This window comes from Halospina denitrificans (assembly GCF_004364635.1).
Taxonomy (GTDB): Bacteria; Pseudomonadota; Gammaproteobacteria; order Pseudomonadales; family Oleiphilaceae; genus Halospina; species Halospina denitrificans.
In genome coordinates this window covers 22,280-37,455 of the sequence record NZ_SOAX01000002.1, presented here as the reverse complement: position 1 = coordinate 37,455, position 15,176 = coordinate 22,280, and the positions used below count along the sequence as shown (strand labels likewise).

Here is a 15,176-nt window from a genome sequence, read left to right as displayed (position 1 = left end):
CAATACTTCTGGGAGTCGTGCTGTGCTTCTTGGCACTCACTGCCCAGGGCCAAATGGTGATCCGCATCACCGAGGGCGCCGAAAAGCGGATGCCCCTTGCCGTGGTTCCCTTTGGCAGTACGGATGGCCAGGGCGCGCCGGAAAATCTGGACGAGATCATCCGCAATAACCTGACCATGAGCGGTGATTTCGAACTGCTGGCACCTCAGCGCATGCTCAGTCTTCCCAGTTCGGGCGACGATATCCACTTTCGCGACTGGCGGGTTCTGGGTCAGCAGTTTGTTCTGGTCGGTGAAGTTGACTATCGCCCGGATGACGACCGCTACGTGCTGAGCTATGAACTCTTTGACGTCAGCCAGCAGAAACGGATCCTTGGTTCCCGTGCCTCGGCCGCGCCCTCGGAGCTCCGGAGCCTGGCCCACCATGTCAGTGACCGGATCTATAAGACCATTACCGGTATCCCGGGCATCTTTTCGACCCGTCTTGCCTTCGTTACCCGAACCCGGGAGGAGGGGGACGTGGTCTACCAACTTCAGGTCAGCGACGTGGACGGAAAGCGCGCCCAGGTCCTGCTGCGTTCCAGCGAACCCATCCTTTCCCCGGACTGGTCGCCGGATCGCAGGGAACTGACCTATGTATCGTTTGAAGGTGGCCGGCCCGGCGTCTACCGCCAGGTCATCAAGAGCGGTGAACGGCGCAGGCTCACGAGCTTTGAGGGACTGAACTCGGCGCCGGCGTGGTCACCGGATGGCGACTCATTGCTGGTTACCCTGTCCAAGGATGGGAGCGCCGAGGTGTACCGGCTGCCACTGGATACCCTGGAGCCCGAACGCCTGACCCACCACTCCTCCATCAACACCGAGGCCAGTTGGTCGCCGGATGGTGAGCGCTTTGCGTTTACCTCGGACCGTTCGGGCAACCCGCAGGTCTACATCAAGGACCTGGACGGGGGAAGGGCGCAGCGCCTGACTTTTGAAGGCAGTTATAACGCGCGGCCGCGCTTTGGGCCGGACGGCGAGGAAATATTCTTTCTCCACCGACGCGAGGGGCGCTACTATCTCGGCGCTGTTGAGCTTGAGAGTGGCGACGAGCGGGTTTTTTCCGCGTCGGAGATGGATGAGGCACCGGCCATCTCGCCCAACGGGCGGCTGGCCATCTACGTTACCCAGGCGCGCAATGGTCGCAATGCCCTGGAGCTGACCACCGTGGACGGGAACGCCCGTTTCACGCTCCCGGTACGTCATCCGGGGATCCGCGATCCGGCCTGGTCACCACTCAACTAGATGGTAGGGAGGTTTGCAGTATTACCAGGAACGTCATACATTAATCCATGACTGAAACTGTGCGGACCGTTTTGGTCCTAAAAACATTCAGTCCAACAAACCGAAACAAAGAAAAGGAATGCCAATGATTGATCTGCTGAAAAACAGGGTACTGATTCTGGGCCTGTCGCTTGTTGTGCTGGGCGGTTGTAGTGCCACGGACACCCAGCCGGATGAACCGGCGGATGACCAGACCATGACCGAGGAGTCCACCAGCGAGACGCAATCCGACAGCGAAGCCTACAGCGCTGAAGATGGTGATGGCGTCAGCTCCGAGGATATGAGCGCTGAAGAGCGCGCCGACCAGATGCGCCAGGAGGCCGAACAGAAGGCCATGCAGGCGGCGAACACCATCTATTTTGACTTTGACAGCGCGGACGTCCGTCGCGAGTCCAGGAGCATCCTGGAAGCGCACGCGGCTTATCTCGCTGCAGACGACAGTGCATCCGTCGTTCTGGAAGGTCATACAGACGAACGTGGCAGCGGTGAATACAACATGGCGCTGGGTGAGCGTCGCGCACAATCCGTCGCTCGCTTCCTGAAAGTCAATGATGTCAGCGAGGACCAGATTGAGACCGTCAGTTACGGCGAAGAAAAGCCCGCGGTTGATGAAAGCAACGAAGATGCCTGGGCGCAGAATCGTCGCGTTGAAATCAACTACGAGTGATTCCATGCGGTATCTGCTGACGCCGGTTTTTGCTGCTGTTCTGATCTTGCCGACGACGCTCCCCGCCCAATCGGACGGGGATGCGCCGCTGGTCAGCAGCGATTCCGGCGCGGGCGGCGGCTCCTCCACTGAACTCTTCTTCATGGTGGAGGAGCTCAGTGAGGAGATCCGGCAGCTGCGGGGCCAGATCGAGGAAACCAACCACGAGCTGGATCGACTGAACCGTCAGTCCCGGCAGCGTTATGTTGACCTGGACCAGCGTCTGGTGGATCTCAGCAGCCGGGTGGCGGAGCTTGAGGATGCCTCGGGTAACGCAAGCTCGAGTGCAGACTCGGAGGAGAGCGATTCGGCTTCCAGTGCGGATTCCGGTGATTCTTCCGGGGAGCAGGGCTCTGCATCCTATCGGCAGCCGGGTGAAGAGGAGCGGAAGGACTATGCGTCCATCCAGAATCTGATTCACAACGAAAAGGATTTTGACGCGGCGATTGACGAGATCTATCAGTTCCTTGATAAGTATCCGGAAGGCGATCTGACGGTGAATGCCTATTACTGGCTGGGCGAGCTTTACCTGAGCCAGGAATCCTATGAACAGGCACGCCAGGCTTTCACCATCGTTACGTCACGTCATAAGTCGCATCGCAAGGCGCCGGACGCGCTCTTCAAACTGGCGGTCAGTCATGATCGGGCCGGCAACCCGGAGAAGGCCAAAGAAGCGCTTGAACGCCTCCAGTCCGAATACCCCGAAACAGAATCCGCTGCCAAGGGCAGACAGTACCGTTCCGAAGAAATGGGTTGACTGGGATTGGTCAGGGGTCGTGAATCAGATCACGAAAACGGTTGCGAAACGCGAAAAAATAAGTACCATATGCGCCTCGTTTGGGTCGTTAGCTCAGTTGGTAGAGCAGTTGGCTTTTAACCAATTGGTCGGAGGTTCGAATCCTCCACGACCCACCATCTTTATCCCCCGGTTTTACCGAGCACAGGGTCGTTAGCTCAGTTGGTAGAGCAGTTGGCTTTTAACCAATTGGTCGGAGGTTCGAATCCTCCACGACCCACCATCCGCCTTTAAGGCTTTGCTTACCCGGCACCTGATTGAACCGCACCATTGAAAAATGCCGGTTGCAGAGGCATAAAGGTAGACAGGAACTACCTTATTCCAACGGTGGGGAGGGTAAATACACCCTATGACTTACATGCAGGATCGAATTCTCGTCCAGGAGCATCTGGCCCGTGAAAAAGAGGCGCCAACGCTGGACGAAGCCAGAGCGAACGAGCTTCGCGAGCGTATCCAGGAAGAGCTGAAAGCCCAGAACGCGGCGCTTGTTGCCCATTATTACACGGACCCTGATATTCAGTCCCTGGCCGAGGAAACCGGCGGCTGTGTTGCGGACTCTCTGGAAATGGCCCGGTTCGGGAGTGAGCATCCCGCCTCCACGCTCGTGGTTGCCGGTGTCCGTTTCATGGGCGAGACGGCCAAGATCCTGAACCCGGAGAAGCGCATTCTCATGCCCACTCTGGAAGCGACCTGTTCGCTGGATATCGGCTGTCCCGCCGATGAGTTTGCAGCCTTCTGCGACCAGCACCCGGATCGCACGGTTGTCGTTTACGCAAACACCTCAGCGGCCGTGAAGGCCCGCTCCGACTGGGTGGTGACCTCAAGCTGCGCCGAGGATATCGTGGATTATCTGGACTCCAGGGGTGAGAAAGTCCTCTGGGCGCCGGACAAGCATCTGGGCGAGTACATCCGTCGTTCCACACAGGCGGATATGCTGCTCTGGGATGGCTCCTGCATCGTGCACGAGGAATTCAAGGGCCAGGGGTTGGCTGACCTGAAAGCCACCATGCCACAGGCGGCCGTTCTGGCTCACCCGGAGTCACCGATGGCGGTGGTTGAGCAGGCGGATGTCGTTGGATCCACCACCAAGCTCATTGACGCGGTCCGTACGATGCCCAATGAGGATTTCATCGTGGCCACGGACAGGGGCATTTTCTACAAAATGCATGAGGTCGCCCCCGACAAGAACCTGATTGAGGCGCCAACCGCCGGCGAGAGTGCGACCTGCCGCAGTTGTGCCCATTGTCCCTGGATGGCGATGAATGGCCTGGAGAACCTGTTGGCGGTGCTGCAGAACGGGGACCAGGAGATTCATGTCGATGCCGAGACCCGGGAAAAGGCCTTGATCCCGGTGCAGCGCATGCTCGACTTCACGGCGCAGCGTAATATCAAGGTTGCCGGAAACGCCTAACCATTGCCTGCTCGAGGCCGTCGGTCACCCAACCGGCTCAACCGCCGGTTGGCCTCCTCAAGGCGCTCTCGCAGCACTTCAATACGGGTGTGGCTGCTGCCGGCCCTGTCCAGCGCCTGTCGGAATTCCCTCACCGCAACACGCGGATCCCCCAATAGCAGGCTCCGCTCGCCCCGGGCACGATGGACCTCGATGACATTGCCGGCACGGCCGTGGGCCTCGGCAAGATCCTTCCAGAGCGTGGGGTCATCTCCGTATTCCTGGGCAATACGTTCGTAAAGCCGCGCGGCCCGATCCGGGTCGTTCGCTTCCATGTGGGTGTCCGCCAGGGTTCTGGAGAGTGTCAGGTTTCCCGGGTTTCGCTCCAGGTGCTTCTCCAGCAACGTGATGGCCTTCCGGTGGTCACCGGACTCGCGCAGGGCTCTCCCCAATTCGGCCGCATAGATAATATAGCCCTCATTATCAGCGAGCAGTGCTTCCAGGTGTGGGATGGCTTCATCGGGCCTGCCCGCTTCAATCAGGGTGTAGGCCAGCCCGTAACGCGCGGCGGCGCGTGCCTGGCCTTCGGATTTCTCGAACTGCTGACGGAACAGCCCTTCGGCGTTTCCCAGATCGTTCGTGTAGCGCACGCGCAGGCGGTTGCGCACCAGGTGATAGGCCAGGTCTTCCCCGTAGCTTTCCTGATCGCGGTAGTCCTTGACCCGTGCCCGGGTGTCCGAGACCCGGGATTCGGTCAGCGGGTGGGTCGACAGGTATTCCGGTGGCCGGTTCCCCTGGAGTCGAGCCTGCCTGAGCATGCGCTCGAACATGGCCGGCATCCCCGCTGGGTCGTAGCCGGCCTCGGCCAGCAGTTCCAGCCCCAACCGGTCCGCTTCCTGTTCGTGGGCGCGGCTGTGACGGAGCATGGTGTCGATGGCAAGGGCCTGGGTGCCGGCAATGGTGGCAATGCCGGCCTGGGAGCCGGTAGCCGCAGTCAGGATGATGCCGGCGAGAATACCGGCAATGGTCAGTGGTGTGCTGCGTTCCTGCTGCTCGAGGCGGCGCGCGTAATGACGCTGACTCAGGTGCGCGATCTCGTGGGCCATCACGGCGGCAAATTCGTGTTCGCTCTGGGCCGAGAGAAAAAGCCCGGCATGCACACCGACCACATTGCCCGGAACTGCGAACGCGTTCAGTGACGGATCGTCGATGGCAACAATGCTGATCGAGCGGTCCTCCATAGGGGCGTGGGGGATAATTTGATAGAGGGTATTCTCCAGGTATTCTGTCAGCACGGGGTCGGACAGCAGCGGTGCATTGCGTCTGAGCTGGACGAGCACGCGCTGTCCTATCTCCTCTTCCTGCTGTTCTGCCAGCAGGCCGCTGCCGCCCAGGGTGGGCAGTTCATCGGAAACCGCCAGGGGCATCAGCAGCGGGTTCAGCAGGGTCAGGATCAGTACGATCGAAATCAATCTATGCATGCCTGAAACAATGCCAGATTCCGGGCCTGTGGTATAGATTGCATCGTGGCCCTCCCGTATTCCGGTGGAAGGGCCTTTTCGTGCTATCATCAGCATCACTTTCAGTCATTATTACGTGATGCAGTGCGTGCCATGTCAGCGGAAGCGGATCAGACACTCGACGCCAGCGGCCTTCAGTGCCCCATGCCACTGCTGAAAACCAAGCTGTGCCTGAATGGCATGGAACCGGGTGAGAGCCTCAGGGTGATCGCCACCGATCCCGGTTCGGCCCGCGATATCCCGGCTTTCCTACGACTCTCGGACCACGAGCTTGAAGTCGAGGAACATGACGAGGACCGTTACGTTTTTGTCATCCGGCGCGGCCAGGACAAATCAGGAACCAGGCATGGTTAGGATGTTCCACCGTTTTGTGGCGCGGTACTTTTCCGATGAAGAGGCGGTTGTTGTACTGCTGATGCTCATCGGCTTCTTTCTGGGCATCTTCTTCCTTGGGCGTATTCTCGCGCCGTTCATCGCGGGCCTCATCATCGCCTACATTCTTCAGGGCCTGGTTATCAAACTGGTGCGGGTGGGCGTTCCCCATCTGCTGGCGGTGTTTGCTGTCTTCATTCTGTTCATCGGAATCTTCATCGCCTTCCTTCTCGGCCTCATGCCGCTGGTCTGGTCCCAGGTGTCCGGGCTGGCCTCGGAACTCCCGCGGATGATGCGCGCCGCGCAGCACTACATTGAAGGGTTGCCACAGGAGTATCCCCAGCTGGTATCCATGGAAGAAGTGAATACGCTGTTCCGGCAGGTGACCGCGGAGGTGGGGCAGATCACGCAATGGCTCGTCTCTATGTCGCTGGAAAGCATTCCGGGCCTGATGGCGGTTCTGGTTTACCTGGTGCTGGTCCCGATACTGGTTTTCTTTTTCCTCAAGGATCGGGATGTGATTCTGCTGAGGCTCAGCAGTTTTCTGCCTGACGAGCGCCCCCTGATGGATCGCATCTGGGCCGAAGTGAACATGGAATTCGCCAACTTCGTCCGGGGCAAGGCCATTGAGATCCTGATCGTCGGCAGTGTGACCTATGTGTCGCTCAAGTTCCTGGGGCTGGATTACGCTGCGCTGTTGAGTCTGCTGGTGGGCTTTTCCGTGGTCATTCCCTATATCGGTGCGGCGGTAGTGACGGTGCCCATTGCCATGGTGGGGCTCTTCCAGTTCGGATGGACGGATCAGTTCTTCCTGCTCATGGTTGTCTATCTCATCATCCAGGCGATTGATGGCAACATTCTGGTGCCACTGCTGTTTTCGGAGGTCGTGGACCTGCATCCCGTCACCATCATTCTTGCGGTGCTGATTTTTGGTGGCATCTGGGGCATGTGGGGCGTTTTCTTTGCGATTCCGCTGGCGATTGTGCTCAACGCCGTGCTCAAATCCTGGCCCGTTACGGAGCCAGTGTCGGATGAATCCCCGGGGTCGGTTGACTGAGAGGCTCTTGTGTCACTCAGGTCCCGGGATTACCATTACTTTTTTACCGGTTCGGAGCGGATATGATCACTGGGAGTCTGGTTGCACTTGTTACCCCGATGGACGCCGAAGGGCGTATTGATTGGGAATGCCTGGATAAACTGGTGGAGTATCACATCGACGCCGGTACCAACGCGATTGTCGCGGTAGGTACGACGGGTGAATCCTCCACGCTGGATCCTGATGAGCATATCAGCGTGATCCGGCGCGTGGTTAAACAGGCTGACGGGCGCATTCCCATCATTGCCGGAACGGGCGGCAATTCGACCCGTGAGGCGGTCGACCTGACCCGCGAAGCGGCCGAGATCGGTGTGGATGCCTGCCTTCTGGTGGTGCCGTACTATAATAAGCCCACTCAGGAAGGCCTCTATCAGCATTTCCGGACCGTTGCCGAATCGGTGGACGTCAACCAGATTCTGTACAACGTCCCCGGTCGCACCTCCTGCGACATGCTCAATGAAACCGTTGACCGTCTGGCCGATATCCCCAATATCGTCGCCATCAAGGACGCGACCGGTAATGTCAGCCGCGGCGAGGAACTGGTACGCATGGTCGGCGACCGGATCGCGGTCTATTCCGGCGACGATGGGACATCCCTGGAACTGATGCTGCGTGGCGGCAAGGGCAATGTCTCGGTAACGGCCAATGTGGCGCCCCGGCTGATGGCGCAGGTCTGCGAAGCAGCTGTTTCGGGGGACGAGGCGCGGGCCAGGGAGCTGAATGAGACACTGGCGCCGCTGAATCGCAAGCTGTTCCTGGAGGCCAACCCGATTCCGGTTAAGTGGGCATTGAACCAGATGGGGTTGATCGGCCCCGGAATCCGGCTCCCCATGACGCCGTTGAGCCCCGAATACCATGAAGACGTGCTGGAGGCCCTCAGATCCGCGGGCTGTCTCTGAACCGCGTCCTGCTCAATCCAACGGAGTAACGGATGTACGAAACACTTCAACGGGGCGCACCTGTACTGCGCCCCGTTATCGTTGTAACGCTTGTTTCCTCGGTGGCCGGGTGTGGCCTGTTTCCGGATCGCTCCATGCGCTACCAGCAGGAACCCCTGGGTGAGCCGCTTGAGATGCCGGAAGAGGTGTCCCGCGAAGCCTTCCAGAGCGAGTACCGGATTCCGCCGGTCAGGGGGACCAATGGGCTTGGATCCGGGGAAAACTATGAACTGCCCCGGCCCCCGGACCTGACCGACCAGATTCTGGAGGATAATTACCTGGTCCGGACTTCCGGGGATCTGACCTGGCTCGTCGTCAATGACGTGCCCGGGCGGGTCTGGCCGGCCTTGTCGGCTTTCTTCACGGAACAGGGAATTGAAATTGCCCATGAGGATCCGAGGGAGGGGCTCAAGCAGACCGGTATTCTCAACAATTCCCAACAGGCCCGCCGCTGGATCGGCCTTGATGATGCCTCAGTACAGGAGGATCTGATCCTCCAGGCCCGGGTGGAGCATGGCGTTCAGGGGCGCAGCACGGAAGTCCAGGTGCGACTGGTGCCGGTGGAAGAGCCTCCACGGTCGCTGCTGCCGTGGCATGACAGCCCGGGGAATTCTGCGCGCGAGGCTACCGTTATCGAACGGATGGCAGAGTACCTTCGCGAGAACGCCGATACCAAGAGCTACTCCCGCGTTGCATTGAATCTGCCCCGGGAAGAGCGTGTCGACGCCGTTAGCCAGGATGGCCGGATCAGCCACCTGGAACTCGAATTCGGGTTTGAGCGGGGCTGGGCCGAAGTCAGTCGTGCCATCGCATCGCTGGATATTCCGGTCGTGGATCGCAACCGGAGTGAAGGAGTCTGGTACCTTGATATGCGTCCCGAGGAAGCCAGGAACCGTGGCTGGTGGTTATGGGCGTATCAGCTTGAACCGGAACAGACGGGCCTGATACGACTCAGAGAGTCAGGCGACCGGCTTGTACTCAGGGTGGAGCCCGATCCGGAGCGGGAGAACAACATGCCTGCCTCCCAGGTTCTTGACCGGATCTACGACAACCTGCGCTAGGCTCAGATCATCCAGCCCGCGCCCAGGCCCACCAGCAGGGACAGGCCCATGGGAACGCCAACCCGTCTTCCCAGGGCCTGCGGGCCTATGAACCAGGCCATGGTCGCCTTGACCAGGTTATTGACCGAGGAGGCGATGACGATCCCGATGACCGCCGTGTGAGTTGTGATGGCGGATTCGGACATGCGGGTGAGCGACAGGGTGATGGCGTCCACGTCCGCAATGCCGGAAGTGGCCGCCAGCATGTAGATGCCCGCATCCCCAAACCAATCACTCAGCCAGTGGCCCACCAGCAGGATCAGCGTCAGTACAACCCCGAAAAACAGCGCCGGTTTAAGGTCCAGGGGGTTGCGGTTGAGCATTGGTTGATCCACTTGCAGGCTTTCGCGGTTACGGTGCCAGATCAGCCCCGCTGGCACGTAGAGCATGAGTGCCATGGCGATGACCGGCACCACGAGGCTTGGGAGCAGCGCCGGGTTGATGATGCCGCAGTAGATCAGGATGCGCGGGAACATGGTGCCGCACGCGATCAGGATGCCGGCGGCAAGCTGGGGCGAAAGCACCGGGGTTTGCCGTGCCTGGCGGGAGAAGTGGAGCGTCAGGGCTGTGGAGGAGCTCAGGCCGGCAAAGAGGCTCGTGAACAGAATGCCCTTGCCGGGGCCGCCCATGCGTATCGCGAAGTAGCCCACGAAGGATATGGAGGCGATCAGCACCACCAGCCACCAGATCTCGTAGGGGTTCAGCACACCGCCAGGACCCATGGCGCGATTGGGAAGAAGTGGCAACACCACGACGGTGATCAGCAGCAGCTTAAAGCCGGCATCCAGTTCGTTGGCCTGGAGCTTGTTGAGCAGGCCGTGGATCTCTTCCTTGTTGTCCAGGATCAGGGCCGTGATCACGGCCAGTGCCGTGGCCAGGGTCACGTCCACGCCTACCGCCATACCGCCAAAGCAGAACGTCAGGGTAAGGCCGATAATCCCGGTAATGCTGTAGTCCCCGGTCGAAGGGGCGCGTATCCAGTAGGCCGTGAGATTGAGTAGCATCAGGGCCACCAGTAGAACGGGGAAGATGCTCGCACTCAGCTCCCGGGAGAGCAGAGCCCCTACGCCACCCAGGAGCGCTGTCAGGGCATGGGTACGGATACCGGCAACGCGTTCCCCGGGGCCCCGGTCTCGTGCCTGCCAGCCCCGCTGGATGCCGATGAGCGTGCCCAGAAGAAGCGCCACAATCAGATGAAGGGCATCCCGGTTGGTCGTGATAAACTGCTCGAAAAGGTCTTCCATAGTCCCCGATGGTCCATGAGGTTTCGCGAACAGTATAGGCGGTGAGTGCCCCGCACGCACTGTGTGTGATGGTGGCCCGCCGTGGTGGCGTAGAGCTGGCGCCATCGGCTATCATGCGCCACGCTGGGGCGTCCGGACGGAGCCCGTATGAACAGGCAGCGGAGATGGTAATGCAGAAAGGTGACGAGCTCTACGCGGGTAAGGCCAAATCCGTCTTCAGGACGGAAGACCCGGATTATTTTGTTCTGGAGTTCCGGGATGACACGTCCGCCTTCGACGGGCAGAAGGTCAAGCAGCTCAGTCGCAAGGGCCGCGTGAACAACCTCTTTAATGCCTTCATCATGGAGAAGCTCGAACAGGCGGGCATTCCCACCCATTTCGAGCGTGTGCTCGCCCCCAATCAGTCCCTGGTGCGCAACCTCGACATGATGCCGGTCGAATGCGTCGTCCGGAATATCTCAGCAGGCAGCCTGTGCCGTCGCCTGGGCGTTCAGGAAGGCCAGGACCTGAACCCGCCGACCTATGAACTCTTCCTCAAGGACGATCAGCTCCACGATCCGATGATTAACGAGTCCCTCGCGGAGACCTTCGGCTGGGCGGGCGCTGAAGAACTTCACGAAATGAAGGAACGAACCTACCAGGTCAATCGTGTTCTCAAACAGCTCTTCCTCGACGCGGATATGCTGCTTGTGGATTACAAGCTGGAATTCGGGCGCGCCGATGGCCGTGTTGTGCTCGGTGACGAGTTCACGCCGGATGGCTGCCGGATCTGGGACCGGGAAACAAGACGCAAGATGGATAAGGATCGGTTCCGCCAGGATCTGGGCGATGTGATTGAAACGTACGAGGAAGTTGGCCGCCGGCTCGGAATTGACTTTGAAAGCTTGTGAATCCGGGTCGATACTGTAGGAGTTACTTCAAAACCCAAAAGGGGAGGATCTATGAAAAGAACAATGACAGCGGCGGCGGGGATGTTGCTCCTGGCTGGTGCCAGTACGGCTCATGCGGTGATACCGCTGATTGATGTGGATGTTACGGCCAACTCCTGGCAGGCCGGTCCCACGGGCACGGTCCAATCCGGTGGCAACGAGATTGATGTCGAGGATGATCTGGGCTATGACGACGAGTCCCATACGGGCTTTGCGGTGCGCTTTGCGCATCCGGTACCGGTAATCCCGAACCTGCGGCTGCGCTATAACGACATTGAGCATAAAGGGCAGGGGACGGTGACTACTCAGTTTCGGGATTCCACCTATGCGGAAGATGTGGATAGCCGCATTGATCTCACCCACTATGACTACACCATCTTCTACACCGCACCGGTGCCGATCGTAACCCTCGACCTCGGCTTCAACGTCAAGCATTTTGACGGTCAGTTCGACATCGAAGGACAGACTACGGGCCAGGCGGAGTCCGTCAAAATCGACGAATTCCTGCCCATGCTTCATGCCCGGGGCGACGTGGACCTACCGCTGACCGGACTGGGTGCCGGCGCCGAGATCAATTACGTGTCCTATGACGGCGATTCCGCCCGCGATATTGAGGCCTACCTCAAGTACAGCGTTGATCCGGTCTATGTGGAAGGCGGCTATCGCGAGCTGTCGATGGATGTGGATTCCAATAACCTCAACGTCGATACCGACCTGGGTGGCCCCTTCGTGCGCGTCGGCATCGGCTTTTAATCAACAGGGAGAATGCAGTTGAGGATACTGGTAACGGGAACAGCCGGGTTCATCGGGTCCCATGTGGCTCACCAGCTTCTGGACCGGGGCGATGAGGTCATTGGCGTCGACAACGTCAACGACTATTACGACGTCTCCCTCAAGGAGGCAAGACTTGCCCGACTGACCGCCAGGGATGGGTTTACCGAGGTCCGCGAGGACATCGCCGACCGTGAGAAAATGGCGGAAACCTTCCGCGAGTTCGCACCGGCACGCGTCGTCCATCTGGCGGCGCAGGCCGGCGTTCGCTACTCCATTGAGAACCCCCATGCCTACGTGGACGCCAACCTGGTTGGTTTCATCAACATCCTTGAGGGATGCCGGCACAACGGGGTTGAGCACCTGGTCTACGCCTCCAGCAGTTCGGTCTACGGCGGCAACGAGACCATGCCGTTCTCGGTTCACGACAACGTGGATCACCCCCTCAGTCTCTACGCGGCTTCAAAGAAGGCCAATGAGCTGATGGCCCATACCTACAGCCACCTGTACCGGCTGCCCACGACCGGGCTGCGGTTCTTTACCGTCTATGGTCCCTGGGGCCGTCCGGACATGGCGCTGTTTATCTTTACCAAGCGGATTCTCGAGGGCGAGCCGATTGATGTATTCAATCACGGCCACCACAAGCGGGATTTCACCTACATTGATGACATTGTCGAGGGCGTGGTTCGGACCCTGGACAACGTGGCAACGCCGAATCCGGAATGGACCGGCGTCACCCCGGATTCCGGTACCAGCAATGCGCCATACCGGCTGTACAACATCGGCAGTAACAATCCCGTGGAGCTCTCGCGCTTCATTGAGGTGCTGGAAGAGTGCCTGGGGCGCAAGGCGGAAAAGAACTACCTGCCCATGCAGCCCGGGGACGTGCCGGCCACCTATGCCGACGTCCAGGACCTGATCGACGATGTGGGCTACCGTCCGGAGACGCCCGTGGAGACGGGCATCAAGCGCTTCGTGGACTGGTACCGGAACTTCTACGGCGTCTGATCTCAGCCCCGGGGGCTGAGGAAGGGCGCTGCCACCAGGAAAACCCAGAGGCTGATCAGCACGATCGCGACCAGGCTGACCACGGCCCCGGCTCTGGCCATCTGCATCACGCTCAGGCGTTCACTGCTGAAGATGATCGCGTTGGGCGGTGTGGCCACCGGGAGCATGAAGGCGCAGGAGGCGCCCATGGCCACCGGGATCGCCATATAAACCAGTGGCAGGTTCTGGGCAAGGGCAAAGGAGGCCGTCAGGGGCAGCATGGTGGCCGCTGTGGCCGTGTTGCTGGTCACGTGGCTGAGCAGCATGATCAGCGTTGTGACAGCTCCCATAAGCAGCCAGAGGGGCAGGTTTGCCAGCCCCTCAAGCAGTGCTGCGGCGGCCTCTGCAAGACCGCTGGATTCGATGGCTGTTCCCAGGCTCAGCCCACCACCGACCAGGATCAGCACACCCCAGGGCAGATTTCTCGCCTGCTCCCAGGACATCAGGAACTCCAGGTTGCGCCAGTGTGACGGGATCACGAAGAGCAGCAGGGCGCCGGTAATCGCAATGCCCGCGTCTGTCAGCTGTATGCCGCCGATCGCGGCGTCCAGCAGGGGGCGAGTCAGCCAGGCCAGGGCCACCAATCCGAAAACCAGGCTGACCATGAACTGCGGATAGTTGATGGCACCGAGGCTCTCGCGCTCACGGTGAATCAACCCTTCCAGCCCCTGTATGTGCTGGTGTCCCAGCGGGTAGACGCGTCGGGTCAGGAGCCACCAGGCACTGGCCAGAAGGATTGCCGCCAGGGGGGCGGCGACAATCATCCAGCCCACGAAACTCACCTCAATGCCGTGGCTGTCCCTCAGGTAACCGGCAAGCAGCGCGTTGGGCGGTGTGCCGATCAGGGTGCCCATTCCGCCGATATTGGCCGCCATGGCAATGCCCAACAGAAGCGCCAGGCTCAGGTTGCCGTGGTCATGCTGCTGGTCGCCCTCGTCCACGAGGGCCAGCACCGACAGGCCAATGGGCAGCATCAGTGCCGCCGTCGCCGTGTTGCTGACCCACATACTCAGGCCCGCCGTGGCGATCATGAAACCCGCAACCACCCGGTCCGGACGTATGCCGGCCAGTGCAAGAACGCCCAGGGCCAGACGCTTGTGCAGGTTCCAGCGTTGAATCCCTTCCGCGAGAATGAACCCCCCCAGGAACAGGAAGATCAGGGGGTTGGCATAGGGCGCCGCCGCCTCGTCGATGGGAACCACATCCAGCATCGGCAACAGGGCCACGGGAAGCAGGGCGGTAATGGCAATGGGGAGCGCCTCGGTTACCCACCAGGTGGCCATGAGCAGTGTAAGTGCGAACACACGCCAGGCATCCGCGGTCATCCCCTCCGGCGGCCCGAGGACCAGCATCAGCAGGAAAATAACGGGCCCGGCAATGAATCCCAGCTGAACCCGCCAGTGGCTGACGCTCGCCATCAGCGATGGCTCGGTGGAGGTCAGGGAAATGCCGGAAAACCTGCGGAATCGCCTCATTCAATACCCTGTATCAATTATTGGTGTGACGGTTGACCCAGCCCGAGCGGCTCGCTATATTACGCACCCATCGCGACAGGACCGTAGCTCAGTTGGTTAGAGCGCTGCCTTGACATGGCAGAGGTCGGTGGTTCGAATCCACTCGGTCCTACCAGATTCTACAGAAAAGGGGTTTCCGGTTTTCCGGAGACCCCTTTTTTATGTCCTGCGGTAAAACTGCCGTAAAACCACAGCGAGATACAGTACCAGATCACTGGTGTTTGAAAACCGCTGTGATGCCCTGGCCGGCACTCATCCCATCGTCGTTCCGATCCCTGAAGTAATTTCCCTCGTCGGATCCGATTATCCCGCTTTCTGTAACAGCTGAACTATCTTTCTGTCCGTTATGACGCTACCAGAACTAGCGTAAGTGCAATCAGAGACCCCCAACGGCCGATGCTTGGACGACCTTTGCGGAGTTCACCCGTTGA

14 protein-coding genes and 3 tRNA genes are annotated in these 15,176 nt (G+C 59.9%); 14 read left to right on the top strand and 3 right to left on the bottom strand.

The features are described from left to right. Positions 1-29 precede the first annotated feature (29 nt). The 6 genes from tolB to nadA all read left to right on the top strand — a co-directional run bounded on the left by tolB (position 30) and on the right by nadA (position 4,235). Positions 30-1,283, top strand: a complete 1,254-nt coding sequence (gene tolB, locus DES49_RS03770) for a Tol-Pal system beta propeller repeat protein TolB (RefSeq protein WP_243864880.1) — start codon at positions 30-32, stop codon at positions 1,281-1,283. 124 nt (positions 1,284-1,407) lie between these two features. Further along, complete coding sequence (pal, locus tag DES49_RS03765) at positions 1,408-1,989, top strand: peptidoglycan-associated lipoprotein Pal (RefSeq protein WP_133735072.1); 582 nt, start codon at positions 1,408-1,410, stop codon at positions 1,987-1,989. A gap of 4 nt (positions 1,990-1,993) precedes the next feature. Next, complete coding sequence (gene ybgF / locus DES49_RS03760) at positions 1,994-2,785, top strand: tol-pal system protein YbgF (protein WP_166645979.1); 792 nt, start codon at positions 1,994-1,996, stop codon at positions 2,783-2,785. Between the two features lie 82 nt (positions 2,786-2,867). Next, positions 2,868-2,943, top strand: a tRNA-Lys gene (locus DES49_RS03755). 28 nt (positions 2,944-2,971) lie between these two features. Then, positions 2,972-3,047, top strand: a tRNA-Lys gene (locus tag DES49_RS03750). Between the two features lie 126 nt (positions 3,048-3,173). Continuing rightward, a complete protein-coding gene (gene nadA / locus DES49_RS03745; protein WP_133735070.1) occupies positions 3,174-4,235 on the top strand; it encodes a quinolinate synthase NadA in 1,062 nt (353 codons plus the stop codon). Here the strand turns inward: nadA and DES49_RS03740 are convergent. Further along, on the bottom strand, positions 4,232-5,695 hold the full coding sequence (locus tag DES49_RS03740) for a M48 family metalloprotease (protein WP_166645978.1): 1,464 nt from the start codon (positions 5,693-5,695) through the stop codon (positions 4,232-4,234). The two genes, nadA and DES49_RS03740, sit on opposite strands and share 4 nt — an antisense overlap. A 132-nt stretch (positions 5,696-5,827) precedes the next feature. Between DES49_RS03740 and DES49_RS03735 the strand changes: the two genes are divergently transcribed. From DES49_RS03735 to bamC, 4 genes are all read left to right on the top strand, one after another. Next, on the top strand, positions 5,828-6,088 hold the full coding sequence (locus tag DES49_RS03735) for a sulfurtransferase TusA family protein (protein ID WP_133735068.1): 261 nt from the start codon (positions 5,828-5,830) through the stop codon (positions 6,086-6,088). Further along, positions 6,081-7,163 (top strand): AI-2E family transporter, encoded by a 1,083-nt coding sequence (locus DES49_RS03730; RefSeq protein ID WP_133735067.1) that lies wholly within the window; start codon positions 6,081-6,083, stop codon positions 7,161-7,163. The genes DES49_RS03735 and DES49_RS03730 overlap by 8 nt, the downstream gene beginning before the upstream one ends. Positions 7,164-7,225: 62 nt before the next feature. Beyond that, positions 7,226-8,101, top strand: coding sequence for a 4-hydroxy-tetrahydrodipicolinate synthase (dapA, locus tag DES49_RS03725; protein ID WP_133735066.1), 876 nt, complete (start codon positions 7,226-7,228; stop codon positions 8,099-8,101). Between the two features lie 32 nt (positions 8,102-8,133). Continuing rightward, positions 8,134-9,201 carry an outer membrane protein assembly factor BamC gene (gene bamC, locus DES49_RS03720; protein WP_133735065.1) on the top strand — a complete coding sequence of 356 codons (1,068 nt, stop codon included), beginning with the start codon at positions 8,134-8,136 and terminating at the stop codon, positions 9,199-9,201. Positions 9,202-9,203: 2 nt separating this feature from the next. On the opposite strand, the gene DES49_RS03715 is transcribed toward bamC, so the two are convergent. Next, a complete protein-coding gene (locus DES49_RS03715) occupies positions 9,204-10,484 on the bottom strand; it encodes an MgtC/SapB family protein (protein ID WP_133735064.1) in 1,281 nt (426 codons plus the stop codon). Positions 10,485-10,654: 170 nt separating this feature from the next. Here DES49_RS03715 and purC point away from each other — a divergent pair, with 170 nt between their 5' ends. Genes purC through DES49_RS03700 form a run of 3 tightly spaced genes read left to right on the top strand, consistent with a single transcriptional unit; the run spans position 10,655 to position 13,192 of the window. Further along, positions 10,655-11,374, top strand: coding sequence for a phosphoribosylaminoimidazolesuccinocarboxamide synthase (purC, locus tag DES49_RS03710; protein WP_133735063.1), 720 nt, complete (start codon positions 10,655-10,657; stop codon positions 11,372-11,374). 51 nt (positions 11,375-11,425) lie between these two features. Next, positions 11,426-12,166 carry a TIGR04219 family outer membrane beta-barrel protein gene (locus DES49_RS03705; protein WP_133735062.1) on the top strand — a complete coding sequence of 247 codons (741 nt, stop codon included), beginning with the start codon at positions 11,426-11,428 and terminating at the stop codon, positions 12,164-12,166. 18 nt (positions 12,167-12,184) lie between these two features. Continuing rightward, positions 12,185-13,192: an NAD-dependent epimerase gene (locus DES49_RS03700; RefSeq protein ID WP_133735061.1), complete on the top strand. Its 1,008-nt coding sequence runs from the start codon at positions 12,185-12,187 to the stop codon at positions 13,190-13,192. A gap of 2 nt (positions 13,193-13,194) precedes the next feature. Here the strand turns inward: DES49_RS03700 and DES49_RS03695 are convergent, their stop codons facing one another. Further along, positions 13,195-14,706 carry an SLC13 family permease gene (locus DES49_RS03695; RefSeq protein ID WP_424955216.1) on the bottom strand — a complete coding sequence of 504 codons (1,512 nt, stop codon included), beginning with the start codon at positions 14,704-14,706 and terminating at the stop codon, positions 13,195-13,197. 77 nt (positions 14,707-14,783) lie between these two features. Here DES49_RS03695 and DES49_RS03690 point away from each other — a divergent pair. Continuing rightward, positions 14,784-14,860, top strand: a tRNA-Val gene (locus DES49_RS03690). The last annotated feature ends 316 nt before the right edge of the window (positions 14,861-15,176 follow it).